We start from the raw sequence: 26,860 nt of genomic DNA, 5'->3' as shown, positions 1-26,860 counted from the left end.
CTCCCGCCCACCTCCCGGTCGTCGAGCGAGGCGCGCAGCGCCGAGTCGAAGCGCCCTACCGCGCCCCTCCGCCCCCGGTCGTCGAGCGAGGCGCGCAGCGCCGAGTCGAAGCGCCCTACCCCAGTGCGTCGACGACGGCCGCGCGGCGCTGAGGGGTCACGTGTGACGCGGCATCCCACACCTTCGTCGTCCGATCGGCGCCGAAAGCCGGCCAGCCGGGATCACCCGTCGTGATGAACGCCACCCACGCGCGGTGCATGTCGCGGGCGAGGTCGGCGGGTGCGTCGTCGCCCGCCAGTCTCACGGCCTGGTCGGTCGTCAGGGTGTCGAAGACGAAGCCGAGTTCCAACGCGTGCGCGGCGCGGAGGTCTCGCACCGGGCTCTCCCAGGCGAACTCGTAGACGTAGGTCGGGGCGGTCCGCGCCCGTGCGACGCGCGTCGCGGGGCCGCGCAGGAGGCGGTCGGTGAGCAGCTGCCCGAGGACCTCGCCGGCGCTCGCGTCGGGCATCGCGGCCCGCACGGCCCGGGCGGCGCGTTCGGGGGTGCGCAGGGCGCGGCGGGCGAGCCACGACTTCACGCCGCCGATGTCGGCGATGGCGTCGGGCGTCAGCCAGAGGCGGTACTCGTCGGTGTTGGTGCCGATCAGGAGCGGTATCCCGAGGCTGGGCAGCGCGTCGACCGGCGACGCGGGAAGGGTCTCCGGGTCGAGCGCGAGCGTGAAGCCGGGTGCGCCTCGCAACGGGGACGAGCCGGCGGCGATCTGCGATCGCGCCCGCAGGAGCTCGGCCGTCGTCCGGGCCGCGAACGCCTCGCGCGTCGCCGGGATGCCGAGGCGGCGCGCGATCGCATCCGACGCGCGGCGCGCCTTCTGCAGGGGTGCCGCGTCGAGCGGCCCGGACTGGATGATCGCGCCGGCGACCAGGGCGCGCGATGCCGGGCGCGACAGGAGTGCGGCCACCAGCGCCCCACCGGCGGACTCTCCCATCAGCGTGATGCGGGCGGGGTCGCCGCCGAAGGCGCCGATCTCGGCGTGCACACACTCCAGCGCCCGCGCCACGTCGAGCAGTCCGAGGTTCGTCGGCGCCCCGTCGAGCACGCTGAACCCCTCGACGCCGAGGCGATAGTTGACCGACACGAACACGACCCCGTCGCGGGCGAAGCCGGTCCCGTCGTAGGTGGGCTCGGCCGCGGCCCCGCGCTCGAGGGCGCCGCCGTGGATCCAGAGGACGACGGGGGCGGCGGATGCCGCGGCATCCGCCGGGGTCCACACGTTGGCGGTGAGGATGTCGTCGCCCTCGATCGCCGGGCAGCTGAGGAGCTCGCCGATCGCGCCTGCGTAGGGCGCCTGCGGCGCCGTCGCGCCGAACCGCGTCGCGTCGCGCACGCCCGACCAGGCCGCCGGCGGGGCGGGCGCGCGGAAGCGGCGTCCGCCCACGGGTGCCGCCGCATACGGGATGCCGAGGAAGCGGCCGATCCCGTCGGTCAGGCTGCCGCGAACGGTGCCGGTGGATGTCGTGACCTCGAGGGCGACGGGCTGCTCCATGGCCTCACCCTATTGACCCCCGTCGGCGGGATGTCGGCGGGGTGAGGGCGGTGGTGGGGTGAGCCGCACTGTCCTCGTCGTCAGAGGCGCGTGATGGTGACCGTCGGAGGTCTGCTGGTGACGAGGGTGCGACGACCGGTCTGAGCGGACTCGACGATGGCGTCCATGACCTCCAACACATGCGCCGCCACTTCCAGCGACGCGCGATGGGGCACACCGGCGCGCACGGACCGGACGAGGTCGACGATGCCGATCCCGCGCCCGGCTCTTCCGGCCGGCGCATCGATCTGCTCCGAGCGATCGTCGCTGCGCACGCCGATCACGCCGCCGAAGGCATCGGGGTCGGGCACGGAGATTTCCCCTCGCTCGCCTTCGACGGTCAGGATCGCACGGCTGACGACGGTGTCGAAGGTGAAGTACGCGACCGCTTCTGCACCGGCCGCGAATCGGAGCACGGCTCGCACGGCGGTCGGCACTTCGGCCTCGATTCTCGCGCCGGCGTGCGGGCCGGTCGCGACGACGCGAGGGCGGTGGGAGAGAGTCGTCGATCCGACGACGGACTCGACAGCGCCGAGGAACGGCACCAGCGCAGTGAGGTAGTAGACGCCCATGTCGTGCAGGGGACCGGCGCCGCGTCGGTAGAGGAAGGCCGGGTTGGGATGCCAGCTCTCCGGCCCGGGCTTCTGCATCACCGCCACCGCACCGGTGAGCGCACCCACTCGCCCGGCATGCGCGAGGCGGAGGGCACCGTCGACCCCGGGGCCGAGGAAGGTGTCGGGTGCCACACCCACGCGCCGATCCCGGGCCGCGGCGAGGCGTGCAAGCGCGTCCACCCCCTCTCGATCCAGGGCGACGGGCTTCTCGCTCCAGACGTGCTTGCCGGCGTCAAGGATCGCGAGCGACACGTCCACATGGGCATCGGGCGGGGTCAGGTTGACGACGAGATCGATGCTGTCGTCGCCGAGCAGCTGCTCGATCGAGCCGGAATCGCGGATCCCGTGGCGGGGCGCCGCGAAGGCGGCCCGCTGGGGATCTCGGCTCGCCAGCATCGCGACTTCCACTTCGGGGTGGTCGCGCAGGGTGCTGATGTACTGCGCGCTGATGCTGCCCGGACCGATGATGCCGATCCGTGCGCGCGACCGCTGCTCGCCGTTCACTTCAACCCCGTCGTCGCCACGCTCTGGATGAAGAAGCGCTGGAAGAAGAGGAAGACGACGAGCACCGGGATGAGAACGACCATCGCGCCTGCCAACAGCACGCCGAACTCCGTGGTGTTGCCGGTCTGAGTGGCCACCGCCAATCCGACGGGAAGCGTGTACGTGGACGACGACTGCGCGACCAGGAGCGGCCAGAGGAAGTAGTTCCACGAGTACATGAACGTCAGGATGCCGACGGTCGCCAGCGCCGGGCCCACGATGGGAAGGAAGATCGTGAAGAAGATCCGGAACTCCCCGGCCCCTTCCAGCCGTGCCGCTTCCAGCAGTTCCTCCGGCACAGCGGTGGCGAACTGACGCATGATGAAGACGGCGATGGGCATCACCAAGACGGGAATGATGATCGCCGCGAGCGTGTCGATGAGTTTCAGCTGGACGATGATCAAGAACTGCGGGACGAAGATTGCGACGTACGGCACGGTCATCGCGCCGATGACGGCGACGAACACGGCCTTACGCCCCCGGAACGACAGCTTGGCCAGAGCGTAGCCGGCCATGGAGCTGAACACGAGATTGCCCGCGACGGCGGCGATCGACACGATGAGGCTGTTCATGAGGTACCCGCCGAAGCCGCGCTCGGTGAAGAGCACGACGTAGTTCTGCAGGTAGGCGAAGCTCGCCGGGAACCAGGCCCCCGGGTTCGCCAGGAACTCTCCTTGTGTTTTGAAGGATCCGGCGAACACCCAGAGGAAGGGGAGCAGCATCATCGCCACGACGACGACGAGCAGGACGTACATGGAGCCCGCACGCAGGGCGGTCGATGTTTTCAATGTTTGGGCCTCAGCAGTCGGAACTGGATGACGGCGATCACGCCGACGAGTGCGAGCAGAAGGAACGAGCCGGCCATGGATGCGGCGATGTCGCCGAAGCCGAACTTCTCGTAGACCCACAACGCGAGCGACTGGGTGGAGCCCAGCGGTCCGCCGCGCGTCACGAGGTACGGCTCGTCGAAGATGTTCAGGAACGACACGGTGGTCAAGATCGCGACGAGCAGCGTGGTGGGCCGCAGCAACGGGATCGTGATCCGCAGGGTGCGTCCCCAGAACCCGGCTCCGTCCAGCGACGCGGCCTCGTTGATCTCGGTCGAGATCCCCTGCAGGCCGGCGAGGAAGAAGATCATTGCGGTGCCGATGTTGCGCCACACTCCGAGCGAAGCAACGGTGGGCACGGCCCAGAACGGATCGCCCAACCAGTTCGGTCCGTCGATGCCGATGGAGGCGAGGGCGCCGTTGACGGGGCCGCCGATCGTGAAGGCGTACTGCCAGATCACTGCCGCCGCCACGATGTTCGTGATGACGGGCAGATAGATGGCCGCGCGGAAGAACGAGCGGAGCCGGCGGATGCCTTCGTTCAGCACGAGCGCCAGCAGAAACGCGATCACGATCGTGCTCGGGACGGAGATCCCGACGAACAGCAGTGTGTTGAAGGCGGCGCGCAGGAACGTCGGATCCGTCAGCACGTCGCCGAAGGTCTGAAAGCCGACGAGGTTCACCCCGAGCGGATCGCGCAGGTCGGACGGCCCGATGTCGGTGAACCCCAGGATCAGGGCGATGGCGGCCGGCAGCGCGGTGAACGTCGCGAGGATGAGGACGAGCGGGCTGACGAACAGCCACCCGATCCTGTTCGCGTGTCGCTCCCGCGGCGTTGCGTGGATGGTCGACATGGCTCAGTGCGTCCCCGTGCCGATCTGTTCCGCCTGCTGCTGCGCCTCATCGAGGGCCTGCTGCGCCGTCGCCTGGCCGCGGGCGACCCGCTCCATCTGCTTGCCGATGATCGCGCCGACCTGGGCCCAGGTCGATACGGGCGGGACGCCGACGCCGATCTGCATCCCCTCCTTCACCGGAACGAGCAGTGCGTCGTCGGCGATTGCGGGGTCGTCCCAGGCCGAGACCACCGCAGGGAGATTGCCCGAGGCTGCGTACCAGGCGAGCTGAGTCTCAGGTTCCGCCATCCAGCGGACGAACTTCCATGCGGCGACGGGGTTCTTCGCATCCTTCAGGACGGCGAGCGTCGAACTGCCGACGGTCGCGGACTGCCCCTTGGGTCCCGCGGGCGGAAGGACCGCGCCGATGTGGGCCTTCGACCAGCCCTCGCCGTTCGCCTGATCCAGCCAGGAGGTCAGCCACGGTCCGTTGTTCGTGGAGGCGACCTTGCCCGAGGTCAAGAAGGGCACCACGTCGAGGAACTGAGGCTCGTCCGCGGAGGCGTATCCCTCCGCGAACAGGGTGCCCCAGAACGAGAGAGCTTCGACGTTGGCGGGCTCGTTGATCGTCCAGGTGCTCAAGTCCGAGCTGATGAGGCTGCCGCCGTTGCCGACGATGAAGTCGTTCAACTGCTGGGGGGAGTACTGGTCCCAGGAGATGCCGAGTCCGAGCCCGTGCTCGGCCAGGCCGGCATTCTGGAGTGCGGCGGCGAAGGTCTTCATGTCCTCCCAGGTCAATGGCGGCTCGACGCCGGCCTGCTGCGCGAGGTCGGAGCGGTAGTAGAACACCTGCGAGTACGCGTACCACGGCACGGCGTACGACTCCCCGTTCACGACGGTGGGCTCGTACGACGCGGGGAAGAAGACGGACGAGTCGACGAGGCCTGTGGGAACAGGGGCGATGCCCCCGGTGGTGAAGATCGTCGACTGCGTCTGAGAGTAGAGGTTGATCACGTCCGGGACCGATCCGGAAGCGATGGCGGCGGTGATCTTCGCATCGAAGGCCGTGTTGGCGGGGAGGGAGGTCACGGTGACGGTGACGTCCGGGTTCTCCGCCTCGAACGACTTCACGAACTCCGTCAGCGCGCCGCCCTCTCCGGCTTGTGCCCAGATCTCGACGGTTCCGGTGGCGGGGGTGTCATCGATCGAGAGGGAGGCAGCGGACGACGCGCCCGCGTCGTCCCCCCCCCCCCCCCCCCCCCCCCCCCCCCCCCCCCCCCCCCCCCCCCCCCCCCCACGACCGCAGCCGGCGAGGACGAGGGAGAAGACGAGGACCGGCGCGGCGCCGAGCAGCGCGCGGCGCGAGCGGGGGTGAGCGGTGAGAGGCATGAGGTGACGGGTTCCTTTCGGGCAGGGAAGAACCGCAGTGCCGTCGCCCGTCGCCTCGTCGCTGACATCGAGGAGGACCCCGAGATGCACGGGTTTCGTACATCGCTGCAGCGGTCGGTGAGCATCGTGAGCTCCGTGCGAAGCGGGGGCTCGACGCAGACCATCGAAGGGAGGACGATCCGCGGCGGGCACGCGGTGGTTTCTGGTGTGGCGTGGAAAGCCAAGACTCGTTAACCGCGGTCGCAGGAGCCTGCGCGTCGGGGCCGGAGGTGCCGGCCAGCTCGCTGACATCGAACGCCAGGTGCGGCGTCCTCCGCCTCGATCTGATCGAGTGATCGAGGTTGAGTTCAGAGTGTAGGAACTCGGCTGTGCGTGCACAAGTGTTTTTTTTCCGGATGTCGATCGTGCCGCTCCGCTGGACTTGCGGGACCGGTGCTGGGCGGTGCTAGTGTGCTCACCGAGCAGCGAAAAGACGACATGCGGTGCCTTCCGTAAACGCGATATTTCACTCCCGCTCGAAGTGATCAATCGCGAAAGGAATGGCACTCTTGCATACCCTCGATGCGTCCGCTGTGACGCGCGCGACCGACGATGCCCGCGCCCACTGGGCCGCGGACGCGGTCATCTATCAGGTCTATCCGCGTTCGTTCGCCGATGCGACGGGCGACGGCGTGGGCGACCTTCCTGGCATCATCCAGCGACTTCCGCAGCTGTCCGAGCTCGGTGTGGACGCCATCTGGCTGTCGCCCTTCTACACGTCCCCGATGAACGACGGCGGCTATGACGTCGCGGACTACTGCGATGTGGATCCGCTGTTCGGCACGATGGCGGATTTCCGCAGGTTGGCCGATGCTGCTCACTCCCTCGGGCTCCGCGTCGTCGTCGACATCGTTCCGAATCACACCTCAGATGAGCATCCATGGTTCCAGGCGGCACTCCGGACGGCGCCCGGTTCCCCGGAACGGTCGCGATACGTGTTCGCCGAAGGGCGCGGGGACGACGGCGACCTGCCGCCGAACAACTGGCAGTCTGCGTTCGGCGGCCCGGCCTGGACGCGCACGAAGGACGCCTCGGGTGCGCCGGGGCAGTGGTACCTCCACACCTTCGACGCGTCGCAGCCCGACCTCGACTGGTCCGACCCGTGGGTTGCCGATCGGTTCGACGAGATCCTGCGTTGGTGGATCGACGCGGGCGTGGATGGATTCCGCGTGGACGTCGCTGCGGGACTCATCAAGGACCCGGCGCTGCCCGATTTCCACCCCGAAGGACCGGAGCTGTTCGGGGTGGCGCCGTTTCGTGGTCAGCCGGGCGTCCACGATGTCTTCCGACGCTGGCGCCGCACCGTCGACAGTGCAGAGCGGCCGGTGATCCTGTGCGGTGAGGTCTGGATCGAGCCGGCGCGACTGCTCGCAGACTGGGTGCGCCCCGACGAGATGCACCAAGTCTTCAATTTCGCCTTCCTGAACGTCGGCTGGGACGCCGACGAGCTTCGGGAGGTGATCGCGGGCACGCTCGCCGACATGGACAGCGTGGGCGCTGCCCCGACGTGGGTGCTGTCCAACCACGACTACGTACGGCACGGCTCTCGCCTGGCGGTGGCCCCGCAGCGCCCGGCGATGATCGGTCGGGCACCCCAGGATCCGGTGCCCGACCCCGACCGGGCCGATGCCATCGCTCGCGCGGCATCCCTGCTCATGCTTGCGCTCCCCGGCGCGGCCTATCTCTATCAGGGGGAGGAGCTCGGGCTCCCGGAAGTCATCGACATCCCCGATGCGGAGCGGGTCGATCCCACCTGGGAGGGGAGCGGACGCACGCTCCTCGGGCGAGATGGGTCTCGCGTGCCCATTCCCTGGGAACGAGACGGGCGCAGCTTCGGGTTCAGCTCCACCGGCGCATCGTGGCTGCCGCAGCCGCGCGACTGGGGCGCCCTCTCGTGGGAGGCGCAACGCGGTGACTCCGCATCGACGCTGGAACTCTACCGCGCCGCGCTCACGCTTCGACGTGAGCTCGCCCTCGGACGTCGGACGGCTACGGATGTCGCCGTCTCCGGAGGGGTTCTGTCCTTCACGGTCGGCGACGTCCGGTGCACCACGAACCTCTCGGCCGCCGCTGCTGACCTGCCGCGGGGCGAGATCCTGCTGCGCAGCTCGCGGTCCGATGACGCCTTCCTGCGTGCCGACGAGACCGTCTGGACGCGCATCGGAGCGGAGCGATGAGCCGTCCCTTTGGAGACCTGTTCGCGGTCGAGCTCCCCGAGTGGCTGCGCGCTCGCCGCGCGCAGCTTCCCGACTCCTTCGACGATCTCGACGACCTCGTCGGGGCGCTGAACGAGCTCGCCGCAACGAACGTCGCCGAGGGAACCGGTGGGCCGTTCGCCGCCGCCGTGATCGAGACCGACACCGGCCGTCTGGTCTCCGTCGGCGTGAACCTGGTGTTGTCCTCCCAGCTGTCGCTCGCGCACGCGGAGATGGTCGCCCTCGGCTTCGCGCACGCGCGAGTCGGATCGTGGGACCTCTCGGAGACGGGGAAGTCGCACACCCTGGTCGTGAACGCGCAGCCGTGCGCGATGTGCTGCGGAGCAGTCGTCTGGTCCGGCGTGAAGGCATTGGACTTCTCGGTTTTCGGAGCCGAGGTCGAAGCGCTGACAGGGTTCGACGAAGGGCCGGTCGCGTTGGACTGGCGTGGACAGCTCGAAGCGCGCGGCATTCGTGTGACCGTCGGGCGTCTCGCCGACGACGCCCGACGGGTGCTCGGAGACTTCGGCGCCAAGGCCCGACGTGGGCAGATCACGCTCTACAACGCACGCTCATCCGGCTGAGCGCCGCGGGGCGGTCGACCGAGGCGTCAGATGGTCGCCGCGGGCTGGTCGGGAGTCTGCTGTGCAGCGCGCAGGCTTTCGACCAGCGGCTGATGAACGGGGTTCATGAAGATCACCGGGATGCTGCGGCTCATACTGAACAGATAGCTGTCAGCGGTGACAGCCGAGGTGAAGCGGACCGTGATGTCGGGGTGCTCCGTCATCAGACGGGCCACCCGCTCGGCGACGCGTTCGGCCATGGGGCACTTTCCGGGTGGGGGTAAGAAGGATATCAGTCGGGCGCCGCCCGTCTCGGAGGGGGCACGCACCCGCGCGGGCGGGCCCTCGCCGCGGGCCGATCGGAGTGACCGCTCGTGACACGATCGGTGCATGGCATTCGTGATCCGAGAGCCTCAGCCCGCGGATGCCGCGGCCATCGCCGAGCTCCACGTCGCCACGTGGAAGGAGGCCTACGCGCATCTGCTGCCCGACGGCTACTTCTCGGCGGAGTACGTCGACAGGCGGCACCGGATGTGGCGTCAGGTGCTGGCGGAGCGGCGGGATGGCATGGTCATCCGTGTGGCCGAGGTCGGTGAAGACATCGTCGGGTTCGCGTGGGTCGGCCCCGGCGAGGGTCTGGACGGCGAGGAGCCGCCTCGGGACCGCCTGCTCTACGCGATCTATGTGCTGGCATCGCAGCACGGGACGGGTGTCGGGCAGGCGCTCCTGGACGAGACGCTCGGGACCGCGCCCGCCATGCTGTGGGTCGCGAAGGAGAATCCCCGCGCGACGGCGTTCTACCTGCGCAACGGCTTCCGCTTCGACGGGACGGAGCAGCGCGACCCGCACGCCCCGCTGATCACAGATGCGCGCATGGTGAGATAGCGAGCACCTCAGCGCGCGCGGCGCTCGCAGAGGATGGCGCCGACGTCGCGCCGGCCTCGCTCGGTTCGCCGGTGCGTCTCGATGACGTCGAATCCGGCGGCGTGGAGCACCTTGATCAGCGCGCCTGCGGGCCAGCGGTACGCGCGAACGACGGCATGGTCGAACGGCTCGACCTGGGCGCCGTCGAAGTAGCCGAGCAGCAGGGCGCCGCTGGGCCGCAGCACTCGCGCGAACTCGAGCAGCGGGATGCTGATCCGGGACGGCTCGTGATGAATCGTCGAGAACCAGGACAGGATGCCGCCGAAGGCGTCGTCGGGTTCGTCGATCGCGTCGATGCTCCCCGTGTCGAACCTGGCAGACGGGTAGCGCGTTCGAGCTCTGTCGAGGAACTCCGGGACGATATCGATGCCCTGCACTTCGACACCGCGACGGTGGAGGCAGTCGGTCCAATGACCCGGTCCGGATCCTGCGTCGAGAACGCGGCCGGAGACCTTGCTCGCCCACGTGTCGACCAGTTTTCTGTCGCTCGGATGCACCGCATCCATGGTCCCGAGAGCATCGGAGTACTCGGCGGCACGTGCGGCATACGCGGCTTGCACATCGGTCACCCGAAGAGGCTATCGATGGGGCCACGGCGGTCGACTCGGCGCCCGAAATTCGGGGCCGACCGTCCCCCGCCGACGAAGGCGCGACCGAATCGGTATGCCTCCGGGGCGTTTCGACTCGCTGCGCTCGCTCGACGACCGGGGCGGAGCCTCCAGTCTCATGATTCCGCGGGAGTCGTCATGGATAGTCGTGACTGGTTGAGCGCGATGTCAGCGGCGATACTGGCACGGGACCGGCGCGGGATAATCACCGGCGCTGCCTATTCCCAGACCGTGAACGTCACTTCCGCCGCTGCCGTGTCGAAATACACAACTTGCAAGGCCACGTATCGACCGCTCTGAAGTCGGAGACAAACGTTCGGTTCCTTGAGGAGGTGGACTTCGATCGATGAAGTCATGGCATACCCGGTTTCCGCAGCGCAGGTCTCATACATAGCCGCGCCTGACGTGAGTGTGAGCGACGACACTCCATAGGAGAATCGAAGTTCGTCGCCATCGAATCGCACCGTGTCGCTCCAGGCGTTGGTGACCCCGGCTCCGAAGTTCGGTGCGATGGAGTTTAGATCGATGGTGTCTCCGTTCTCCGCCAACGTAACGGTATGCGTGGCACGGATCTTGTGAGCATCTTTCGGGTCGACGGCGTACGGCGCGGAGGCGCGCAGCGTCTGGTTCTCGTCCCGAAGCGCCGCGATCGTTTCATCTCGGGCGGCTACCTCGGCGTTTGCAGTGATGAGTTGCAGTTCGAGTTCTTCTTTCGCGGAGATCAGTGCCGCCCGATCGGAAGTGAGCGTCGCGTTGTCTTGCGCAAGAATCGTAGTCGTGAAGCCAAGAACTCCTGTGACAATACCCAGTACGGCGCCGATGGCTGCCAGGATCGCGGTCGCGCGTTCAAAGCGGAGGCTCTGAAGATTGATGTGGCCGGACTTGATCTGACTTCTTGAGTTCAAACGTCACATGCTGTCAGCGGGATAGCGGAACTGTGTGCATCCTGCGAACGCTCAAGGTAGGGCTCGGCCTCGCCCAGCGGGCAGCAGTCGAGATCGCACGGGTGCCGTTCGCCAAGGTCGCGCAGTTCTGGCGACGAGGCGCCGTGCATTCCCACGCGATCATTCGATTCGACGGTGTTAGCCTGGATGAAGAGTTCCCACCCGTTCCGCGCAAGGCGACGGAGGTGCATCTGAGTGCCGCTATCCGATCAGCGGCACGTCTTGTCGCCTGCACCTCGCTGCCGCTGCGCGAGACGTTCGAGGGCATCGGAAGCAGTGGGGCTGGAGAGGTCCTTCGTGAGACGCTGATCTCGGCCGCCTGAGCCGTCGTGATCAGGCCCTAGCGCTCCGCGTCGATCGCTCCGAGCTTTGCGAAAGCTGTTCTGGCTAGAGGTTATGAGGAGCGCGGGCGCTCGGCGAGAACGGCGGGGAGTGACGTCGTGTGCTCGACCCATTCGCCCGCGGTTGGCGAGATCCATTGCGCCAGGTCCAGGGCGAGTTCCAAATCGCGTCGGAGGTCACGTTGATGGATGGGTTCATGATGGGCGGCGCGGTTCCTAACGAAGTTGAGCTGCTGCATCCGGAACGCGACGTCGCGCTGCCTGGTGCGAAGGTCGGGATGTCCGTGAGTGAACGCGGCGTGCGTCGAAGGTACCCAAAGTGAGGTCAGATAGCGCGATTCGACCAGGTACCGCCAGAACCCCAGCGAAAGCTCGGCGATGACGCGCCCATGAACTTCCGGCCGGCGTCCCCGGCGGGTCGCTCGATCCCTGGCATGCTGAATGTCGTTACGTCCTTGCTGATCGACCGGCACGACGTCAAGCCAAGACGGGTGGCCGTGCTTGCGGGTCGCCCAACTTCGCAACTGCGTGTCGAGGGAGTTACGGGCGATCACTTCGACCATCGAGGTGAGCTCCATCACGCTCGCAGCTGCGCGCATGTTCCACTCGTAGAGAGCGGAGGCGGCTGCGGTGCCGCCGGCAGTTGCTCGGGAGTACGATCCCAGCCGCTCGGCAGTCACAAACGGGAGGAGCGTTTCGTATTCCTCGGCGCTCAGGACGGCTCGGTCGGTTGACATTCAGGATCCTGATCGTATGCTTGAACACGAAGACCCCGGAACGATCACTGGCTCAGCCACATCGCCGGGGTTTCGTCTTGCCAGTACCCGAGTAGGCTCCCGACCCTGCGGGCACTTCGTGTGACGACGTCATCGGGAGCCTACTCGGGTACTGGGGGCGAAATCGTCCGCCACGCGGGGCATCGTCGCAGCTCTAGGCAGATCGGAAGGTGCCGATGTGTCGGGTCCGCTGCGTCGAAAGTGGCCGTAGCCGGCACACAACCTGCACAACGTCTCCGAAGAGCCCGTTTCCTCGTGCTCTTACCAACCGGGGGGCGTTTCGACTCGCTTCGCTCGCTCAATGACCGGGGCGGAGCCGACCGTCGCGCTGGGAAACCGCCCCCCACCCGGGAAAAGCAAAACCCCCGCCATGTAGAAGCTAGGCGAGGGTTTCTGGGACCGTTGTAACGACGGTCCGTGTGGCTCCGACGGGCGTCGATCCCGTGACCTCACGATTTTCAGTCGTGCGCTCTACCAACTGAGCTACAGAGCCGCGCGGCACGCGCTGTACTGAACCTGCCGCGTCCTACGCGAAGGGCCCTCGATCTCGAAAGAAAAGGGCCCGTCGCTCGGAGCGACCCTGACGGGACTTGAACCCGCGACCTCCGCCGTGACAGGGCGGCACGCTAACCAACTGCGCTACAGGGCCATACGTATTCAGTTGTGTGTCGGAGAGTGACCCCAACGGGATTCGAACCCGTGCTACCGCCGTGAAAGGGCGGCGTCCTAGGCCGCTAAACGATGGGGCCGAGCGAACCCGAGGGCTCTTTCTTACCGACGCTCAAGCATACGAGATCCCTCCCCAAATCGGAAATCGAGGGCGTGGGATGCCGTGGCGCGCCCCCTCCGCGGGGGAGGATGGCGGCATCCGCATCCGTCGTGCGCAGGCAGGTCAACGCTGGTCGCGGCCGGATTCGCTCCCCTCGGGGCGTCGAAGAAACCCTTGGGCGAATGTGACGAATGTTGTTAGTGTGACGTGTGTTGCCATCGCAGGATGGCGGGGGTCGACGCGCGTGAATGACGGAGGTTCGAGGTGAAGACCGAGAAGGCCGCTTCGGCGGAGGACTGCGGGTGCGCGCCGACCGCGAAGGAACTGACGACCCTCCGGGGCCCCCTGAGCCGCCGCACGGCGCTCGGACTGGCGGGCCTGGGCGTTCTCAGCCTCGGCGCCGTGAGCGCTCTCGGACTGAGGTTCAGCCCGTCGGCGTTCGCCGCCGACTACCCCTCGTGGGACGACGTCCAGAACGCCAAGAACAACGAAGCCGCGAAGGCGGCCGAGGTCTCCCGCATCCAGGACCTCATCGCCGCACTGCAGGCCGACGTCGCCGCGAAGCAGGCCGAAGCCGAACGCCTCGCGAACGAGTACGTCGCGGCGCAGATCGCGTTCGAGACCGCCGCCGACAACGCGAACGCGCTCCAGACGCAGGCTGACGCCGAATCGGCGCGAGCCACCGAGACCGCCAAGAAGCTCGGACGTCTGGCGGCGCAGCAGTACCGCTCCGGCGGCGACGACCCGTCGATGGAGCTCTTCTTCTCCGGCTCCGCCGCCAGCGCCGACGACCTGCTCACCAAGCTCGGCACGATGGACCGCCTCGTCGAGGCCAACCGCGGCGTCTACGCCGACGCGGTGAGCGCCCGCAACAACGCCCAGAGCCTGAGCGACAAGGCGAAGGTGGCGCGCGACGCGCGCGATCGTCTGCAGAAGGAAGCCGAGCAGAAGATGCAGGCGGCCCAGGATGCCGCCGCCGCGGCGCAGGCCGCCCTCGCCGAGCAGGACAAGAACCTCGGCACGCTCCAGGCGCAGCTCGCCGCTCTCCAGGACCAGACCGCGAAGACCGTCGCCGACTACCAGGCCGGTGTCGAGGCCGCGCGCAAGGCCGAGGAGGCCCGTCAGGCCGCCCTCGCCGAAGAGCGTCGGCGGCAGGCCGAGGCCGAAGCCGCGGCGAACGCCGGTGGCGGTGGTGGCGGCGGAAGCAGCAGCGGCGGAAGCACCGGCAGCGGTGGGTCGGCCGGCACCGGAGGCTGGGTGCGCCCGGCATCCGGCTACATCAGCTCGTGGTTCGGAAACCGTGGCTCGGTGTGCGGCAACGGCTCGTGCACCAGCGGCGGACACCGCGGCATCGACTTCGCCACCTCCTGCTGGTCGCCGATCTACGCGGCGGCCTCCGGAACGGTGGTCTGGGCCCAGTACACCGGCGACTGGGGCAACTACATCAAGATCGACAACGGCGGCGGCGTCGTCACCGGCTACGCGCACATCGTCAACGGCGGCTACAAGGTCAATTACGGCCAGTGGGTCAACGCCGGCGACGTGATCGCCTACGTCGGCAACACCGGAGCCTCCACCGGCTGCCACCTGCACTTCGAGGTCTACTGGCAGGGCGTGCGGATCGACCCCGCGCCCGTCCTCCTCGACCACGGCATCAACGTCTACTGACGGTTCACGCCGAACACGCAGAAGAGCGGATGCCGATCGGCATCCGCTCTTCTGCGTGTGAGACGGGTCTCAGATGGTCTTCGGGGCGTGGCCCTCGCCCTGCGTGGCCGTCTGGGCGCCCTCGTCCTGGAAGCGCTGGAAGGCCTCGGTCACCAGGCGCTCGGCCTCTTCGGCGCCGGCCCACTGGTCGACCTTGACCCACTTGTCGGGCTCGAGGTCCTTGTAGTGCTCGAAGAAGTGGCCGATCTCGCCCTTGGTCCACTCGTCGAGGTCGTCGACGTCCTGGATGTGGTTCCAGCGCGGGTCCTTCGCGAGCACGGCGACGACCTTGTCGTCACCGCCGGCCTCGTCGAGCATCTTCAGCACCGCGACGGGGCGGACCTTCGCCATGACACCCGGGTACAGGTCGCGATCGAGCAGCAGCAGCACGTCGAGCGGGTCGCCGTCCTCGCCGAGGGTGTCCTCGAAGAAGCCGTAGTTGGCGGGGTAGCCCATCGGCGTGAACAGCACGCGGTCGAGGAACACCCGACCCGTTCCGTGGTCGACCTCGTACTTCACGCGGCTGCCGCGCGGAATCTCGATGACGGCGTCGTATGCGCCCATACTGGTGCTCCTTCGGAGGATCTGGTGGATGTTCGGAGGGTCTGGTGGATGCCGGCATCCAGCCTAGTCCGGGGGCCACCGCGCGCCGGTTGCGCAGTCGTCACCTTCACAACTCCGCCTCAGTCGCCCGTATCGGTTCGGTCGGAGGCCCCTACCCCCATTGAGGTGGAGTTGTGCGGGCGGCAACTCGCTACCGTGGATGCCGTGGACCATCGCCCCACCCTCGATCCCGCCGTCGCCGAGATCCGTCGTGCCGTGCGCACCGCCCTCGCGACCGTGACGGGGCCGGTGCTCGTGGGGCTCTCGGGCGGCGCCGACTCGCTCGCACTCGCCGACGCCGTCGCGTTCGAGGCGCCGAAAGCGGGCATCGCGGCATCCGCGGCGGTCATCGACCACGGCCTGCAGCCCGGGTCCGACCGCGTCGCCGCGCGTGCGGCGGCCGTCGCGGAGGAGCGAGGTCTCACCGCGCGGGTCGTCCGGGTCGAGGTCGGCACCGACGGCGGGCCCGAGGCCGCCGCCCGCGACGCCCGCCGCGCGGCCCTGCTCGCCGCCGCGAGGGAGGCCGGGGCCGAGGCGATCATGCTCGCCCACACTCTCGACGACCAGGCCGAGACCGTGCTCATCGGCCTCGCCCGCGGCTCCGGTGCCGCGAGTCTCGGCGCGATGCCGCCCGACCGGGTCGAGGAGGGCATCCGCATCCTGCGTCCCCTGCTCGAGGTGCGCCGCGCCACCACCCGCGCGGCCTGCGCCGCGGCGGGGCTGCCGCCGTGGGAGGACCCGCACAACCTCGACCGCCGGTTCCTGCGCGTGCGCGTGCGCCAGGACGTCATGCCCGTGCTCGAGGCCGAGCTCGGCCCCGGCGTGGCGGAAGCCCTCGCCCGCACGAGCGAGCAGCTCCGCGAGGATGCCGCGGCCTTCGCCGACATGATCGACGAGACGATCGAGGACATCGTCGAGCACGCCGAGGCCGGCATCGCGGTCTCGGTGCCCGCGCTCGCCGCGAACCCGCCGGCCCTGCGTCACCGCATCATCCGGCACGTCGTCGCGAGCGAGTTCGGGGCGAGCCTCACCCGGGCCCAGACGCTCGAGGTCGCGCGGCTCGTCACCGACTGGCACGGTCAGGGGCCGATCGACCTCCCGGGATGCCGCGCCCGGCGCAGTGGCAGCCGGCTGGAGTTCGTCGCGAACTGAGAACGCCCGCCGACGGGCCTAAAATCGAGGAATGCGCGCAGCCGACATCGCTGACCAGCTGTCCACCATCCTCGTGACCGAGGAACAGATCCACGAGAAGCTCGGTGAGCTCGCCCAGCGCGTCGAGGCCGACTACGAGGGCAAGGAGCTGCTCCTCGTGGGGGTGCTCAAGGGGGCCGTCATGGTGATGGCGGACTTCTCCCGCAAGCTCCGCCGCGACATCGTCATCGACTGGATGGCCGTCTCGTCGTACGGTGCGGGCACCAAGTCCAGCGGTGTCGTCCAGATCCGCAAGGACCTCGACACCGACCTCACCGGCAAGCACGTGCTGATCGTCGAGGACATCATCGACTCGGGCCTCACCCTGAGCTGGCTGCTGGAGAACTTCGCCTCGCGCGGCGCCGCCTCGATCGAGATCCTCGCACTGCTGCGTAAGCCCGAAGCGGCCAAGGTCGAGATCGACTGCCGTTACGTCGGCTTCGACATCCCCACCGAGTTCGTGGTCGGCTACGGCCTGGACTACGACGAGCGGTTCCGCAACCTGCGCGACGTCGCGGTGCTCGCGCCGCACGTCTACAGCTGACGCGGCGTTTCGACTCGCTGCGCTCGCTCAACGACCGGGGTGGGGTGGGGCGTTTCGACTCGCTGCGCTCGCTCAACGACCGGGGGGAAAGTCCCGGTCGTTGAGCGACGAGCGCAGCGAGGAGTCGAAACGCAGACGGAGCCCGGGTCCCTCCCGGTTCGCCTGTGGCGAATGCACAGACGCCCCATAGTCGGTGCGCGGTAGCCTGAGCGGATCATGGACTTCAAGAAGCTCAGCCGCAACCCGTTCGTCTACGTGTTGCTCATCGGCGCCCTGCTGCTGATCGGCATGTCGCTGATCTCGACGCTCACCGGCGCCAAGCAGATCACGACGCAGGAGGGCCTGACGCTCCTGAAGGGCGGCACGGTCACCCAGGTGACGAACACCGACGGCGACCAGCGGGTCGACATGACCCTGTCCGCACCGTTCGAGGGCGCCACGCAGGTGCAGTTCTACTACGTGGGCGCGCGCGCGAACGAGGTCGTCTCGGCGGTGGATGCCGCGACCCCGAAGGACGGTTACAACGACGTCGTGCCGCGCACGACCTTCTTCGAGAGCCTCCTGTCGCTGCTGATCCCGATCCTGCTGCTGGGTCTGCTCTTCTGGTTCTTCTTCTCCGCTGCCCAGGGTGGCAACAGCAAGGTGATGCAGTTCGGCAAGTCCCGCGCGAAACTCGTGACGAAGGAGACCCCGACGGTCACCTTCGCCGACGTCGCCGGTGCCGACGAGGCCATCGAGGAGATGCAGGAGATCAAGGACTTCCTGAAGGATCCCGCGAAGTTCCAGGCGGTCGGCGCCCGCATCCCGAAGGGCGTGCTGCTGTACGGCCCTCCCGGAACCGGAAAGACCCTGCTCGCGCGCGCCGTCGCCGGCGAGGCGGGCGTGCCGTTCTACTCCATCTCGGGCTCCGACTTCGTGGAGATGTTCGTCGGCGTGGGTGCGAGCCGCGTTCGCGACCTGTTCAACCAGGCCAAGGAGAACGCCCCCGCGATCATCTTCATCGACGAGATCGATGCCGTCGGCCGTCACCGCGGTGCCGGCATGGGCGGCGGTCACGACGAGCGCGAGCAGACGCTCAACCAGATGCTCGTCGAGATGGACGGGTTCGACCCCAAGGCGTCCGTGCTCGTGATCGCGGCGACAAACCGTCCCGACATCCTCGACCCGGCCCTGCTGCGTCCGGGCCGCTTCGACCGCCAGATCGGCGTCGACGCCCCCGACCTCAAGGGCCGTCAGCGCATCCTCGAGGTGCACGGGCGCGGAAAGCCGCTGTCGCCGTCGGTCGACCTCGCCGTCATCGCCCGCAAGACGCCCGGCTTCACCGGTGCCGATCTCGCGAACGTGCTCAACGAGGCCGCCCTGCTGACCGCGCGCTCCAACGCGCAGCTCATCGACATGCGAGCCCTCGACGAGGCGATCGACCGCGTCATCGCCGGTCCGCAGCGCCGCACGCGCATCATGAAGGACAAGGAGAAGCTCATCACGGCGTACCACGAGGGCGGTCACGCCCTCGCCGCCGCCGCGATGAACAACACCGACCCGGTCACGAAGGTCACCATCCTTCCGCGCGGCAAGGCCCTCGGCTACACGATGGTGCTTCCGCTCGAGGACAAGTACTCCGTCACCCGCAACGAGCTGCAGGACCAGCTGACGTACGCGATGGGCGGCCGCGTCGCGGAGGAGATCGTCTTCCACGACCCGACCACCGGCGCCAGCAACGACATCGAGAAGGCGACGGGCATCGCTCGCAAGATGGTCACCGAGTACGGCATGACCACCGACGTCGGCCCGGTCAAGCTGGGCTCGTCCTCGGGTGAGGTGTTCATGGGGCGCGACATGGGTCACGGTCGCGACTTCTCCGAGCGCATCGCCGAGCGCGTCGACCAGCAGGTGCGCGAGCTCATCGAGCAGGCGCACAACGAGGCGTACGAGGTGATCAACGCGAACCGCGACATCCTCGACAAGCTGGCCCTCGCCCTGCTGGAGAAGGAGACGCTCGACCACCTCGAGCTCGCCGAGATCTTCACCGACGTCAGGAAGCTGCCGCCGCGCCCGCAGTGGCTGTCCAGCGACGACCGTCCCGTCTCGATGCTGCCGCCGGTGGACGTGCCGCGCCGGCAGGACGAGACCGGGCTGGCCGCGGCATCCGTCGCCGAGGACCAGCCGGCCGCGCACACGGCGGCGCAGCGTCGCCCGAGCGGGCAGGCGCGCCCCGCCACCGCCTAGGCTCGTGACGTGGCCGTCGATCGAGACCGCGTCGCCGCCGCCGTGCGCGACATCCTCGTCGCGATCGGGGAAGACCCCGATCGCCCGGGGCTGAAGGCGACCCCTCAGCGCGTCGCCGAGGCCTACGCCGACTTCTTCGCCGGCGTCGGCGAGGATGCCGGTGCTCCGCTGGCCCACACCATCAGCGTGTCGCGGGGTCCCGCACCCGACACGCTGCCGTCGGGGGCGGTGCTGCTGCGCGACATCCGCTTCCGCTCCGTCTGCGAGCACCACCTGCTGCCGTTCGCCGGGCGCGCGCACATCGCGTACCTCCCGGGCGAGCAGGTCGTCGGGCTCGGGGCGCTGCCGCGGGTCGTGGAGGTGCTCGCCGCGCGGCCGCAGGTGCAGGAGCGACTGGGTGAGCAGATCGCCGACACGATCGCGGCGGCGCTCGACGCCCGCGGGGTGCTGGTCGTGCTCGGTGCCCACCACGAGTGCGTCACGATGCGTGGCGGCCGCCAGCCGGATGCCGCCACGGTCACGATCGCCGCGCGCGGCGCCCTCGCCGACCCGGCGGCCCGTGCGGAGATCATGATGCTCGTGACCGGGACGCCGACATGACGGCGATCATGGGCATCGTCAATGTGACGCCCGACTCCTTCAGCGACGGCGGGCGCTTCCTGTCCGCCGACGCCGCCGTCGCGCACGGCCGGGCCCTGCGCGCGGCCGGCGCCGACCTCCTCGACGTCGGCGGGGAGTCGACCCGGCCGGGCGCGGAACGGGTGGATCCCGCCGAGGAGCGCGCGCGCGTGCTTCCGGTGATCGCTGCTCTCGCCGCGGACGGCGCGACGGTCAGCATCGACACGATGAACGCCTCGACGGCGCTCGCCGCCGTCGAGCGCGGTGCCCGCATCGTCAACGACGTCTCGGGCGGTCTCAGCGATCCCGACATGCTGAGCGCGGTCGCGGCATCCGGCGTCGACGTCGTGCTGCAGCACTGGCGCGGGCCCTCCGCCGACATGTACGCCCACGCCGGGTACGACGACCTCGGCCGCGACCTCGTCGCGGAGCTCGAGGCGCGCCTCGCCGCGGCCGTCGCAGCGGGGATCTCTCCCGACCGGGTGATCCTCGATCCCGGCATCGGCTTCGGCAAGCGCGGTGCGCAGAACTGGGAGGCGCTGCGGGCACTGGAGCGGATCGTCGCGATCGGTCCGCGGGTGCTCGTCGGCACGAGTCGGAAGCGGTTCCTCGCCGAAGCGCTGGCCGCCCTCACCCCCGAGGAGGACGTGTCGGCCGAACGGCGCGACCTCGCGACCGCGGTCACCAGCGTGATGGCGGCGCAGAGCGGCGCGTGGGCCGTGCGGGTGCACGACGCGGCGGCCACGCGCGATGCGCTCGCGGTCTGGACGAACTGGAACGGCGAGAGCGACGGAGGACACGCATGAGCGACCGCATCACGCTGACCGGAGTCCGCGCGACGGGCTACCACGGGGTCTACGAGCACGAGCGCCGTGAGGGACAGGTCTTCATCGCCGATGTCGTGCTGGAGCTCTCGCTTGCCGACGCCGCACGCAGCGACGACGTCGCCGACACGGTGCACTACGGCGAGCTCGCCGACCAGGTCGCCGCCGTCCTCGCGGGCGATCCCGCCGACCTCCTCGAGACCGTCGCGCAGCGCGTGGCCGACCGCGCGCTCGGCTACGCCCGCGTGGATGCCGTCGAGGTCACGATCCACAAACCGCAGGCGCCCATCGCGGTGCCGTTCGACGATGTGAGCGTCTCCATCCGCCGCGTCCGTGAAGGAGCGTCCGCATGAACCGCCGCCTCGCGCAGGGCTATCACGACGAGTCCCCGCCCCGGGATCACGACGAGACCGTCGCCGTCGTCGCGATCGGTACCAACCTCGGCGACCGCGAGGCGACCATGACCGCCGCCCTCGAGGATCTCGCCCGCCTGCCGCTGACCACCCGGATCGTGGCCTCGGCCCCGATCGAGACCGTCGCGCTGACCCTCGACGGACCGGATGCCGAGGCCCCGGCCTACCTCAACGCCGTCGCCCTCGTCACGACGCGCCTCGCGCCCTCGGTGCTGCTCGGCTACCTCCACGCCATCGAGGAGGCGCATGGGAGACCCCCGCGGCGCGTCGACGACCTGCGGTGGCAGAGCCGCACCCTCGACCTCGACCTCATCGCCTACGGCGACGTGCGCTCCGCCGACCCCGCGCTGACCCTGCCCCACCCGCGGGCGGCGGAGCGGACCTTCGTGCTCACGCCGTGGCTGCACGTCGACCCGGATGCCGTGCTCCCGGGCGCCGGGCGGGTGGACGAGCTTCTCGCGCGGCTGGAGGAGGCGCCGGCATCCGGGCCCGATGCGGGAGCCCCGCCGGCGGACGGCGGTGCGGCGTGAAGCGGACGGGAGCGGGGACGATCGTCGCCGCGGTCGCGATCGGCGTGTTCCTCGGCTTCGCCATCGACCAGGTGCTCACCGCGACGGGGCGCCCGACCTTCACGCCGTCGTTCCTGCTGCCGATCCTGCTCGTGCTGCTGGGCATCGCGCTCGTGCTGTTCGCCCTGCCGATCCGGCGGGCGATCTCGGGGGCGAACCCGACACCCGTCGACCCGTTCCGCGCCGTGCGCATCGCGATGCTCGCCAAGGCGTCCACGCTCGTCGGAGCCGCGGTCGCCGGGGTCGCCGGCGGCCTGCTCGCCTTCCTGCTCACCCGTCCCGTCGCGCCCTCGTTAGGCTCGACGGGAGCGGTGATCGCCTCGATCGTCGGAGGCCTCGTGCTCGTTGCGGCGGGCCTCGTGGCCGAACACCTCTGCACCATCCGGAAGGACGACGATGACGAACACCCCGGACCTCCCGAGCCCGGCTTCGGTCTCTCCCACCACGACTGACGGTCCTTCGGCGGGTGAGGGTGCGGGCGAGGCTCAGGGCGTTTCGACTCGCTTCGCTCGCTCAACGACCGGGGAGGGTGCGGGTGAGGCGCTCGACGAGGGGACGTACGAGCGCATCCTCGAGCCGCGCAGCGCGAACCGGTTGCCGCTCGGCGACGGTACGTGGCACCAGCTCTCGCGCAACTACGTCTGGGTCCGGCTGATCTCGACGATCGCGTTCCTCGTGCTCGTCGTCGCCGCGGCGCTGGTGGGTGCGCTCGTGCTGCGTCTGACGTGGGTCTGGATGCCGGCGGCGATCGTCGTCGTCGTGACGGTCTGGACGCTCGTGATCCTGCCGCGCCAGGCCCGCGCCTACGGCTATCAGCTCCGCGAGGACGACCTGGTCTTCCGCCGCGGCATCCTCTGGCAGCGTCTCGTCGCGGTCCCCTACGGACGCATGCAGCTCGTCGACATCACCCACGGGCCCCTGGACCGCGTGTTCGGCATCGCCCAGCTCAAGCTCGTCACCGCCGCCGCGACCACCGGCGTCACGATCCCCGGGCTCGCGCAGCCCGCCGCCGAGCGTCTGCGCGACACCCTGATCGCGGTGGCCGAGACGCGGCGGACCGGCCTGTGACCGATCCCGCCGCCGTCGCCGACGTGCGCTCGCCCCTCAGCGACGGCGAGTGGCACCGGCTGCATCCGCTCACGCCCGTCCTGCGCGGAGGGCTCTTCCTCCTCGTGGTGCTCGGCATCGTCATCACCAACCTCCGCGATCGCATCATCGGGTGGCTGGTCCCGGGTCTCGAAGACTGGGAACGGTACGAGGCCGACCCGGTGGACTACGTCGTCAGCAACAACCTCGTCCTCCTCGCGCTGCTCGCCGTGCTCGGGGTGCTCCTGCTGCTGCTGGGCGGGTTCTGGCTGTCGTGGCGCTTCCACACCTTCCGTATCACCGGTGACGACGTCGAGGTGCGCAGCGGCATCCTCTTCCGCACACACCGGCGGGCGCCCCTCGACCGGGTGCAGGGGGTCAACCTGACGCGCCCGATGGTCGCACGCCTGCTCGGTGCCGCGAAGCTCGAAGTCGTCGGCGCCGGCCTCGACGCGAACGTCAAGCTCGAGTACCTCTCGACCGCCAACGCCGAGGCGGTGCGGGCGGATATCCTGCGCCTCGCGTCGGGTCGCCAGCTCGCGCGCGCCGCGGATGCCGGGGGCCCGGCAGGTCGCGGCCGCGCCGCCGTGGCGGCCGTCAGCGCCGGACTGACCGGGCTGATCGACGGCGCCGAGCAGCCCGTCGCCGAACCGGCATCCGTCGTGCACATCCCGCCCGGACGCCTCATCGCCTCCCGGCTGCTGTCGGGATCGACCCTCTGGCTGCTGCTGCTCGCGGCCGCGATCGTGGTGGGGGCCATCGTGGGCACGCCGTGGGTGCTGTTCACGCTGGTGCCCGCAATCCTCGGTTTCGGGGCGTACTGGTTCCGTACGATCACGCGCGCGCTGCGATACTCGATCGCCCCCACGCCCTCGGGGGTGCGGATCACGTTCGGGCTGTTCACGACGATCACCGAGACGCTGCCGCCGGGTCGCGTGCACGCGTTCGAGATCCGTCAGCCGCTGCTGTGGCGCGGTTTCGGGTGGTGGGCCATCCGGGTCAATCGACTCTCGGGTCGTTCCGCGAACGATGCCCAATCTCAGCAGTTCGCCGACGTGCTGCCCGTCGGCACCCGCGATGACGTCGAACGGGTGCTGCGCCTGTTCCTTCCCGGCATCTCGGCCGCACAGTGGCAGGAACTGGTGGTTCACGGCCTCCTCGGCCCGCACGACGGCGATCCGTACGTCACGACCCCGCGGCGCGCCTGGTGGCTGCGGCCGCTCTCGTGGCGGCGCAACGGCGTGCTGCTGACGCCCGATGCGCTGCTACTGCGCCGCGGCATGATCTGGCGCTCGCTGATCATCCTCCCGCTGGCGCGCCTGCAGTCGGTGGGCATCTCGCAGGGTCCGCTCGACCGTGCCCGCCGCGTCGCGAACCTCACCGGACACACGGTCGCGGGACAGGTCGCGGGATCGGTGGGCATCATCGACCGCGATGACGCCTACGGGCTGTGGCAGCGGATCGCGGCGGCCGTCATCGCCGCCGCCGCCACCGACCGCTCCCATCGATGGGACGCCGAGCCGCCGAGGGATGCCGAGCCGGGTGACGGCGCAGCGGGGGATGCTGGAGTGGGGGATGCCGGAGCGGGCGATGCCGGCGGGGCCGAGGATGCCGGTGCGCGCGATGCCGCGAGGGGCGCCGGTGCGCGCGACCTGCCCGTCAGCGCCGCCGCGGCGGTCGGACCGGCGGGCGAGGGACGGAGGGAGAACGCGTGACAGGCGCAAGCAGGCTGGGTGTCGGGATCATCGGCGCAGGGAAGGTCGGACCGGTCATCGGTGCGGCGCTGGCCGGAGCCGGCCATGCACTCGTCGGGATCACGGCGGGGTCGGACCGCGACCGCGTCGAAGCGGTGCTGCCCGGCGTTCCCGTGCTGGATCCCGACGAGATCGTGCGCCGCAGCGAGCTGGTCGTGCTGGCGGTGCCGCACGATGAGCTCCCCGGTCTCGTGTCGGGGCTCGCCGAGCTCGAGCGCTGGCAGATCGGCCAGCTCGTCCTGCACACCGACCCGGTGTGGGGCACCGACGTGCTCGCTCCCGCCGCGCGCCGGGGCGCCATCCCGCTCGCCGTGCACCCGGCGGTCACCTTCACCGGCACCTCGATGGACCTGCGGCTGTTGCATGACGCGTTCGCGGCGGTCACCGCGCCGGCCGCCGTGCTGCCGATCGCGCAGGCCCTCGCCGTGGAGCTCGGATGCGAGCCCGTCGTCGTCGCCGAAGCGGACCGGGCGGCATACGGCGAGGCGATCGCGACGGCGACCGAGTTCTCGGCATCCGTCGTGCGGCAGGCGACGTCGCTGCTGCGGACGGCGGGCATCGAGGAGCCCGGGCGGTACCTGTCGATGCTCGTCCACTCGGCGGTCGACCGTGCCCTCCAGGACGGTTCGCCGGTCATCGACGTCTGACGCGGCCGGGTCTTCTCGGAGCCGCGGCCTCCCGGGGGATGAGGAGTGCGCTCTCGGTAGACTGGAACGTCGATTCCGAGGAGCCCCGCACCATGACTCAGACGCCGAACGCTGCGTCCACGCCCGTCCAGGCCGCGCCCGACGCCGGGGATCTCGATCTCGCCGACGTGCACGAGCAGAAGGCGGTGCGCCTCGCCAAGCGCGAACGGCTGCTCGCCGAGCGTGCGGATGCCGCGGGCGGCGCCTACCCGGTCACCGTTCCGGTCACCGACACCATCGCCGCCCTTCGCGCGCGGTACTCCGACCTCGAGCCCGGCGCGGAGACCGGCGTCATCGCCGCCGTCGCGGGCCGCGTGGTGTTCAGCCGCAACACGGGCAAGCTGTGCTTCGCGTCGCTGCAGGCCGGCGACGGCAGCCGCATCCAGGCGATGGTGTCGCTCGCCGAGGTGGGCGAGCAGTCGCTGCAGGCGTGGAAGGACCTCGTCGATCTCGGCGACCACGTCTCCGTCACGGGTCAGGTCATCTCCAGCCGGCGGGGCGAGCTGTCGATCATGGTGTCCGACTGGGTCATCGCCGCCAAGGCGCTGCTGCCGCTGCCGAACCTCTACACCGAGTTGTCGGAGGAGAGCCGGGTGCGCTCGCGGTTCCTCGACCTCATCGTGCGCGACCAGGCGCGCGAGACGGCGGTCGCCCGGGCGCGGGTGAACGCGTCGCTGCGGCAGACCTTCACCGACCACGACTTCCTCGAGGTCGAGACCCCCATGCTCCAGGTGCAGCACGGCGGCGCCGCCGCCCGGCCGTTCGTCACCCACTCCAACGCCTTCGACGCCGAGCTGTACCTGCGCATCGCCCCGGAGCTCTTCCTCAAGCGCGCCGTGGTCGGCGGCATCGACCGCGTGTTCGAGATCAACCGCAACTTCCGCAACGAGGGTGCCGACTCGACCCACAGCCCCGAGTTCGCGATGCTCGAGGCCTACCAGTCGTACACGGACTACAACGGGATCGCCGACCTCACCCAGGAGCTCATCCAGAACGCCGCGATCGCGGTGGCGGGCTCGACCACGGTCACCTGGGCCGACGGCACCGCGTTCGATCTCGGCGGGCAGTGGGACCGCATCTCCATGTACGAGTCGCTGTCGGATGCCGCGGGCATCTCGATCACGCCCGAAACCCCTCTCGACGAGCTGAAGGCGCTCGCCGCCTCCGTCGGCGTCGAGGTGCCCGAGAAGGTCGCGACCCACGGCAAGTACGTCGAGGAGCTGTGGGAGCACTTCGTGAAGGGCGGCCTGGAGCGGCCCACGTTCGTGATGGACTTCCCGCTCGACACCTCGCCCCTCGTGCGGGAGCACCGCTCGATCCCGGGCGTCGTGGAGAAGTGGGACCTGTACGTCCGCGGCTTCGAGCTGGCGACCGGATACTCCGAGCTGGTCGACCCCGTCATCCAGCGGGAGCGCTTCGTTGAGCAGGCGAAGCTCGCCGCCCGCGGCGACGACGAGGCCATGCGCGTCGATGAGGAGTTCCTGCGGGCGCTCGAGCACGGCATGCCCCCGACGGGCGGCATGGGCATGGGCATCGACCGACTGCTCATGGCGATCACGGGCCTCGGCATCCGCGAGACGATCCTGTTCCCGCTGGTGAAGTAGGGGCGCGGCGCGTTTCGACTCGGCCTTCGGCCTCGCTCAACGACCGGGGGTGGGGTGGGGCGTTTCGACTCGGCCTTCGGCCTCGCTC

At 69.6% G+C, this 26,860-nt stretch carries 27 protein-coding genes and 3 tRNA genes; 17 read left to right on the top strand and 13 right to left on the bottom strand.

The features are described from left to right. Positions 1-115 precede the first annotated feature (115 nt). The 5 genes from AC1Q49_RS13040 to AC1Q49_RS13020 all read right to left on the bottom strand — a co-directional run bounded on the left by AC1Q49_RS13040 (position 116) and on the right by AC1Q49_RS13020 (position 5,788). Complete coding sequence (locus tag AC1Q49_RS13040) at positions 116-1,543, bottom strand: carboxylesterase/lipase family protein (RefSeq protein ID WP_492492637.1); 1,428 nt, start codon at positions 1,541-1,543, stop codon at positions 116-118. Between the two features lie 80 nt (positions 1,544-1,623). Further along, a complete protein-coding gene (locus AC1Q49_RS13035; protein ID WP_492492634.1) occupies positions 1,624-2,700 on the bottom strand; it encodes a Gfo/Idh/MocA family protein in 1,077 nt (358 codons plus the stop codon). Next, positions 2,697-3,527 (bottom strand): carbohydrate ABC transporter permease, encoded by an 831-nt coding sequence (locus tag AC1Q49_RS13030; protein WP_492492632.1) that lies wholly within the window; start codon positions 3,525-3,527, stop codon positions 2,697-2,699. Before AC1Q49_RS13030 ends, AC1Q49_RS13035 begins: the two co-directional genes overlap by 4 nt. Further along, positions 3,524-4,420, bottom strand: coding sequence for a carbohydrate ABC transporter permease (locus tag AC1Q49_RS13025; protein ID WP_492492630.1), 897 nt, complete (start codon positions 4,418-4,420; stop codon positions 3,524-3,526). Before AC1Q49_RS13025 ends, AC1Q49_RS13030 begins: the two co-directional genes overlap by 4 nt. A 3-nt stretch (positions 4,421-4,423) precedes the next feature. Continuing rightward, the gene (locus AC1Q49_RS13020) at positions 4,424-5,788 is read right to left on the bottom strand and encodes an extracellular solute-binding protein (protein ID WP_492492628.1); all 1,365 of its coding nucleotides are present in this window, start codon (positions 5,786-5,788) and stop codon (positions 4,424-4,426) included. A 572-nt stretch (positions 5,789-6,360) separates the two neighbouring features. On the opposite strand from AC1Q49_RS13020, the gene AC1Q49_RS13015 reads away from it, so the two are divergent. Further along, on the top strand, positions 6,361-8,004 hold the full coding sequence (locus tag AC1Q49_RS13015) for a glycoside hydrolase family 13 protein (RefSeq protein ID WP_492492626.1): 1,644 nt from the start codon (positions 6,361-6,363) through the stop codon (positions 8,002-8,004). Then, complete coding sequence (locus AC1Q49_RS13010; protein WP_492492624.1) at positions 8,001-8,606, top strand: nucleoside deaminase; 606 nt, start codon at positions 8,001-8,003, stop codon at positions 8,604-8,606. The genes AC1Q49_RS13015 and AC1Q49_RS13010 overlap by 4 nt, the downstream gene beginning before the upstream one ends. A 26-nt stretch (positions 8,607-8,632) precedes the next feature. Here AC1Q49_RS13010 and AC1Q49_RS13005 read toward each other — a convergent pair whose 3' ends face one another. After that, positions 8,633-8,845 carry a chemotaxis protein CheY gene (locus AC1Q49_RS13005; protein ID WP_492492622.1) on the bottom strand — a complete coding sequence of 71 codons (213 nt, stop codon included), beginning with the start codon at positions 8,843-8,845 and terminating at the stop codon, positions 8,633-8,635. A 130-nt stretch (positions 8,846-8,975) separates the two neighbouring features. Here AC1Q49_RS13005 and AC1Q49_RS13000 point away from each other — a divergent pair, with 130 nt between their 5' ends. After that, complete coding sequence (locus tag AC1Q49_RS13000; RefSeq protein WP_492492620.1) at positions 8,976-9,470, top strand: GNAT family N-acetyltransferase; 495 nt, start codon at positions 8,976-8,978, stop codon at positions 9,468-9,470. An 8-nt stretch (positions 9,471-9,478) separates the two neighbouring features. Here AC1Q49_RS13000 and AC1Q49_RS12995 read toward each other — a convergent pair whose 3' ends face one another. Together AC1Q49_RS12995 and AC1Q49_RS12990 are read right to left on the bottom strand one after the other, a co-directional pair. Continuing rightward, complete coding sequence (locus AC1Q49_RS12995) at positions 9,479-10,078, bottom strand: class I SAM-dependent methyltransferase (RefSeq protein WP_492492618.1); 600 nt, start codon at positions 10,076-10,078, stop codon at positions 9,479-9,481. 257 nt (positions 10,079-10,335) lie between these two features. Next, positions 10,336-11,022 (bottom strand): hypothetical protein, encoded by a 687-nt coding sequence (locus AC1Q49_RS12990; RefSeq protein WP_492492616.1) that lies wholly within the window; start codon positions 11,020-11,022, stop codon positions 10,336-10,338. 32 nt (positions 11,023-11,054) lie between these two features. Here AC1Q49_RS12990 and AC1Q49_RS12985 point away from each other — a divergent pair, with 32 nt between their 5' ends. After that, positions 11,055-11,384, top strand: a complete 330-nt coding sequence (locus tag AC1Q49_RS12985; protein WP_492492614.1) for a replication initiator — start codon at positions 11,055-11,057, stop codon at positions 11,382-11,384. Positions 11,385-11,455: 71 nt separating this feature from the next. Here AC1Q49_RS12985 and AC1Q49_RS12980 read toward each other — a convergent pair whose 3' ends face one another. The 4 genes from AC1Q49_RS12980 to AC1Q49_RS12965 form a co-directional block, all read right to left on the bottom strand. Beyond that, a complete protein-coding gene (locus AC1Q49_RS12980; protein WP_492492612.1) occupies positions 11,456-12,139 on the bottom strand; it encodes a hypothetical protein in 684 nt (227 codons plus the stop codon). Positions 12,140-12,598: 459 nt separating this feature from the next. Continuing rightward, positions 12,599-12,671, bottom strand: a tRNA-Phe gene (locus tag AC1Q49_RS12975). Between the two features lie 82 nt (positions 12,672-12,753). Further along, positions 12,754-12,827, bottom strand: a tRNA-Asp gene (locus AC1Q49_RS12970). A gap of 27 nt (positions 12,828-12,854) precedes the next feature. Next, positions 12,855-12,927, bottom strand: a tRNA-Glu gene (locus AC1Q49_RS12965). Positions 12,928-13,211: 284 nt separating this feature from the next. Here AC1Q49_RS12965 and AC1Q49_RS12960 point away from each other — a divergent pair. Continuing rightward, positions 13,212-14,615 carry a peptidoglycan DD-metalloendopeptidase family protein gene (locus AC1Q49_RS12960; RefSeq protein ID WP_492492610.1) on the top strand — a complete coding sequence of 468 codons (1,404 nt, stop codon included), beginning with the start codon at positions 13,212-13,214 and terminating at the stop codon, positions 14,613-14,615. Positions 14,616-14,684: 69 nt separating this feature from the next. Here the strand turns inward: AC1Q49_RS12960 and AC1Q49_RS12955 are convergent, their stop codons facing one another. Next, positions 14,685-15,218: an inorganic diphosphatase gene (locus AC1Q49_RS12955; RefSeq protein ID WP_492492608.1), complete on the bottom strand. Its 534-nt coding sequence runs from the start codon at positions 15,216-15,218 to the stop codon at positions 14,685-14,687. Between the two features lie 195 nt (positions 15,219-15,413). On the opposite strand from AC1Q49_RS12955, the gene tilS reads away from it, so the two are divergent. From tilS to lysS, 12 genes are all read left to right on the top strand, one after another. Next, positions 15,414-16,409 carry a tRNA lysidine(34) synthetase TilS gene (gene tilS / locus AC1Q49_RS12950; protein WP_492492606.1) on the top strand — a complete coding sequence of 332 codons (996 nt, stop codon included), beginning with the start codon at positions 15,414-15,416 and terminating at the stop codon, positions 16,407-16,409. 31 nt (positions 16,410-16,440) lie between these two features. Next, positions 16,441-16,992: a hypoxanthine phosphoribosyltransferase gene (gene hpt / locus AC1Q49_RS12945; RefSeq protein WP_060960537.1), complete on the top strand. Its 552-nt coding sequence runs from the start codon at positions 16,441-16,443 to the stop codon at positions 16,990-16,992. 216 nt (positions 16,993-17,208) lie between these two features. Beyond that, positions 17,209-19,218 (top strand): ATP-dependent zinc metalloprotease FtsH, encoded by a 2,010-nt coding sequence (ftsH, locus tag AC1Q49_RS12940; protein ID WP_060960538.1) that lies wholly within the window; start codon positions 17,209-17,211, stop codon positions 19,216-19,218. 9 nt (positions 19,219-19,227) lie between these two features. Then, complete coding sequence (gene folE, locus AC1Q49_RS12935; RefSeq protein ID WP_060960539.1) at positions 19,228-19,818, top strand: GTP cyclohydrolase I; 591 nt, start codon at positions 19,228-19,230, stop codon at positions 19,816-19,818. Beyond that, a complete protein-coding gene (gene folP, locus AC1Q49_RS12930; RefSeq protein WP_492492603.1) occupies positions 19,815-20,642 on the top strand; it encodes a dihydropteroate synthase in 828 nt (275 codons plus the stop codon). The genes folE and folP overlap by 4 nt, the downstream gene beginning before the upstream one ends. Then, positions 20,639-21,013 (top strand): dihydroneopterin aldolase, encoded by a 375-nt coding sequence (gene folB, locus AC1Q49_RS12925; protein ID WP_060960541.1) that lies wholly within the window; start codon positions 20,639-20,641, stop codon positions 21,011-21,013. The genes folP and folB overlap by 4 nt, the downstream gene beginning before the upstream one ends. Further along, a complete protein-coding gene (gene folK / locus AC1Q49_RS12920; protein ID WP_492492601.1) occupies positions 21,010-21,603 on the top strand; it encodes a 2-amino-4-hydroxy-6-hydroxymethyldihydropteridine diphosphokinase in 594 nt (197 codons plus the stop codon). The genes folB and folK overlap by 4 nt, the downstream gene beginning before the upstream one ends. Beyond that, positions 21,600-22,094, top strand: a complete 495-nt coding sequence (locus tag AC1Q49_RS12915) for a DUF3180 domain-containing protein (RefSeq protein ID WP_060960543.1) — start codon at positions 21,600-21,602, stop codon at positions 22,092-22,094. Before folK ends, AC1Q49_RS12915 begins: the two co-directional genes overlap by 4 nt. 115 nt (positions 22,095-22,209) lie before the next feature. Then, positions 22,210-22,710 (top strand): PH domain-containing protein, encoded by a 501-nt coding sequence (locus tag AC1Q49_RS12910; RefSeq protein WP_492492639.1) that lies wholly within the window; start codon positions 22,210-22,212, stop codon positions 22,708-22,710. Then, entirely contained in the window at positions 22,707-24,443 is a 1,737-nt protein-coding gene (locus AC1Q49_RS12905; protein ID WP_492492599.1) for a PH domain-containing protein, read from the top strand. The genes AC1Q49_RS12910 and AC1Q49_RS12905 overlap by 4 nt, the downstream gene beginning before the upstream one ends. Then, positions 24,440-25,129 (top strand): DUF2520 domain-containing protein, encoded by a 690-nt coding sequence (locus AC1Q49_RS12900; RefSeq protein WP_061781947.1) that lies wholly within the window; start codon positions 24,440-24,442, stop codon positions 25,127-25,129. The genes AC1Q49_RS12905 and AC1Q49_RS12900 overlap by 4 nt, the downstream gene beginning before the upstream one ends. A gap of 92 nt (positions 25,130-25,221) precedes the next feature. Further along, the gene (lysS, locus tag AC1Q49_RS12895; protein ID WP_101306976.1) at positions 25,222-26,772 is read left to right on the top strand and encodes a lysine--tRNA ligase; all 1,551 of its coding nucleotides are present in this window, start codon (positions 25,222-25,224) and stop codon (positions 26,770-26,772) included. Positions 26,773-26,860: the final 88 nt, after the last annotated feature.

It is taken from the genome of Microbacterium sp. MPR-TSA4, from assembly GCF_058792815.1.
The sequence above is the reverse complement of the archived record's forward strand: the minus strand, read 5'-3'. Positions and strand labels throughout refer to the sequence as shown.

Bases quoted from the DNA above. Each gene is read 5' to 3' on its own strand.
- AC1Q49_RS13040 (WP_492492637.1), bottom strand. From the start codon at position 1,543: ATGGAGCAGCCCGTCGCCCTCGAGGTCACGACATCCACCGGCACCGTT.
- AC1Q49_RS13025 (WP_492492630.1), bottom strand. From the start codon at position 4,420: ATGTCGACCATCCACGCAACGCCGCGGGAGCGACACGCGAACAGGATC.
- AC1Q49_RS13020 (WP_492492628.1), bottom strand. From the start codon at position 5,788: ATGCCTCTCACCGCTCACCCCCGCTCGCGCCGCGCGCTGCTCGGCGCC.
- AC1Q49_RS13010 (WP_492492624.1), top strand. From the start codon at position 8,001: ATGAGCCGTCCCTTTGGAGACCTGTTCGCGGTCGAGCTCCCCGAGTGG.
- AC1Q49_RS13005 (WP_492492622.1), bottom strand. From the start codon at position 8,845: ATGGCCGAACGCGTCGCCGAGCGGGTGGCCCGTCTGATGACGGAGCAC.
- AC1Q49_RS13000 (WP_492492620.1), top strand. From the start codon at position 8,976: ATGGCATTCGTGATCCGAGAGCCTCAGCCCGCGGATGCCGCGGCCATC.
- AC1Q49_RS12980 (WP_492492612.1), bottom strand. From the start codon at position 12,139: ATGTCAACCGACCGAGCCGTCCTGAGCGCCGAGGAATACGAAACGCTC.
- AC1Q49_RS12955 (WP_492492608.1), bottom strand. From the start codon at position 15,218: ATGGGCGCATACGACGCCGTCATCGAGATTCCGCGCGGCAGCCGCGTG.
- hpt (WP_060960537.1), top strand. From the start codon at position 16,441: ATGCGCGCAGCCGACATCGCTGACCAGCTGTCCACCATCCTCGTGACC.
- ftsH (WP_060960538.1), top strand. From the start codon at position 17,209: ATGGACTTCAAGAAGCTCAGCCGCAACCCGTTCGTCTACGTGTTGCTC.
- folP (WP_492492603.1), top strand. From the start codon at position 19,815: ATGACGGCGATCATGGGCATCGTCAATGTGACGCCCGACTCCTTCAGC.
- folB (WP_060960541.1), top strand. From the start codon at position 20,639: ATGAGCGACCGCATCACGCTGACCGGAGTCCGCGCGACGGGCTACCAC.
- folK (WP_492492601.1), top strand. From the start codon at position 21,010: ATGAACCGCCGCCTCGCGCAGGGCTATCACGACGAGTCCCCGCCCCGG.
- lysS (WP_101306976.1), top strand. From the start codon at position 25,222: ATGACTCAGACGCCGAACGCTGCGTCCACGCCCGTCCAGGCCGCGCCC.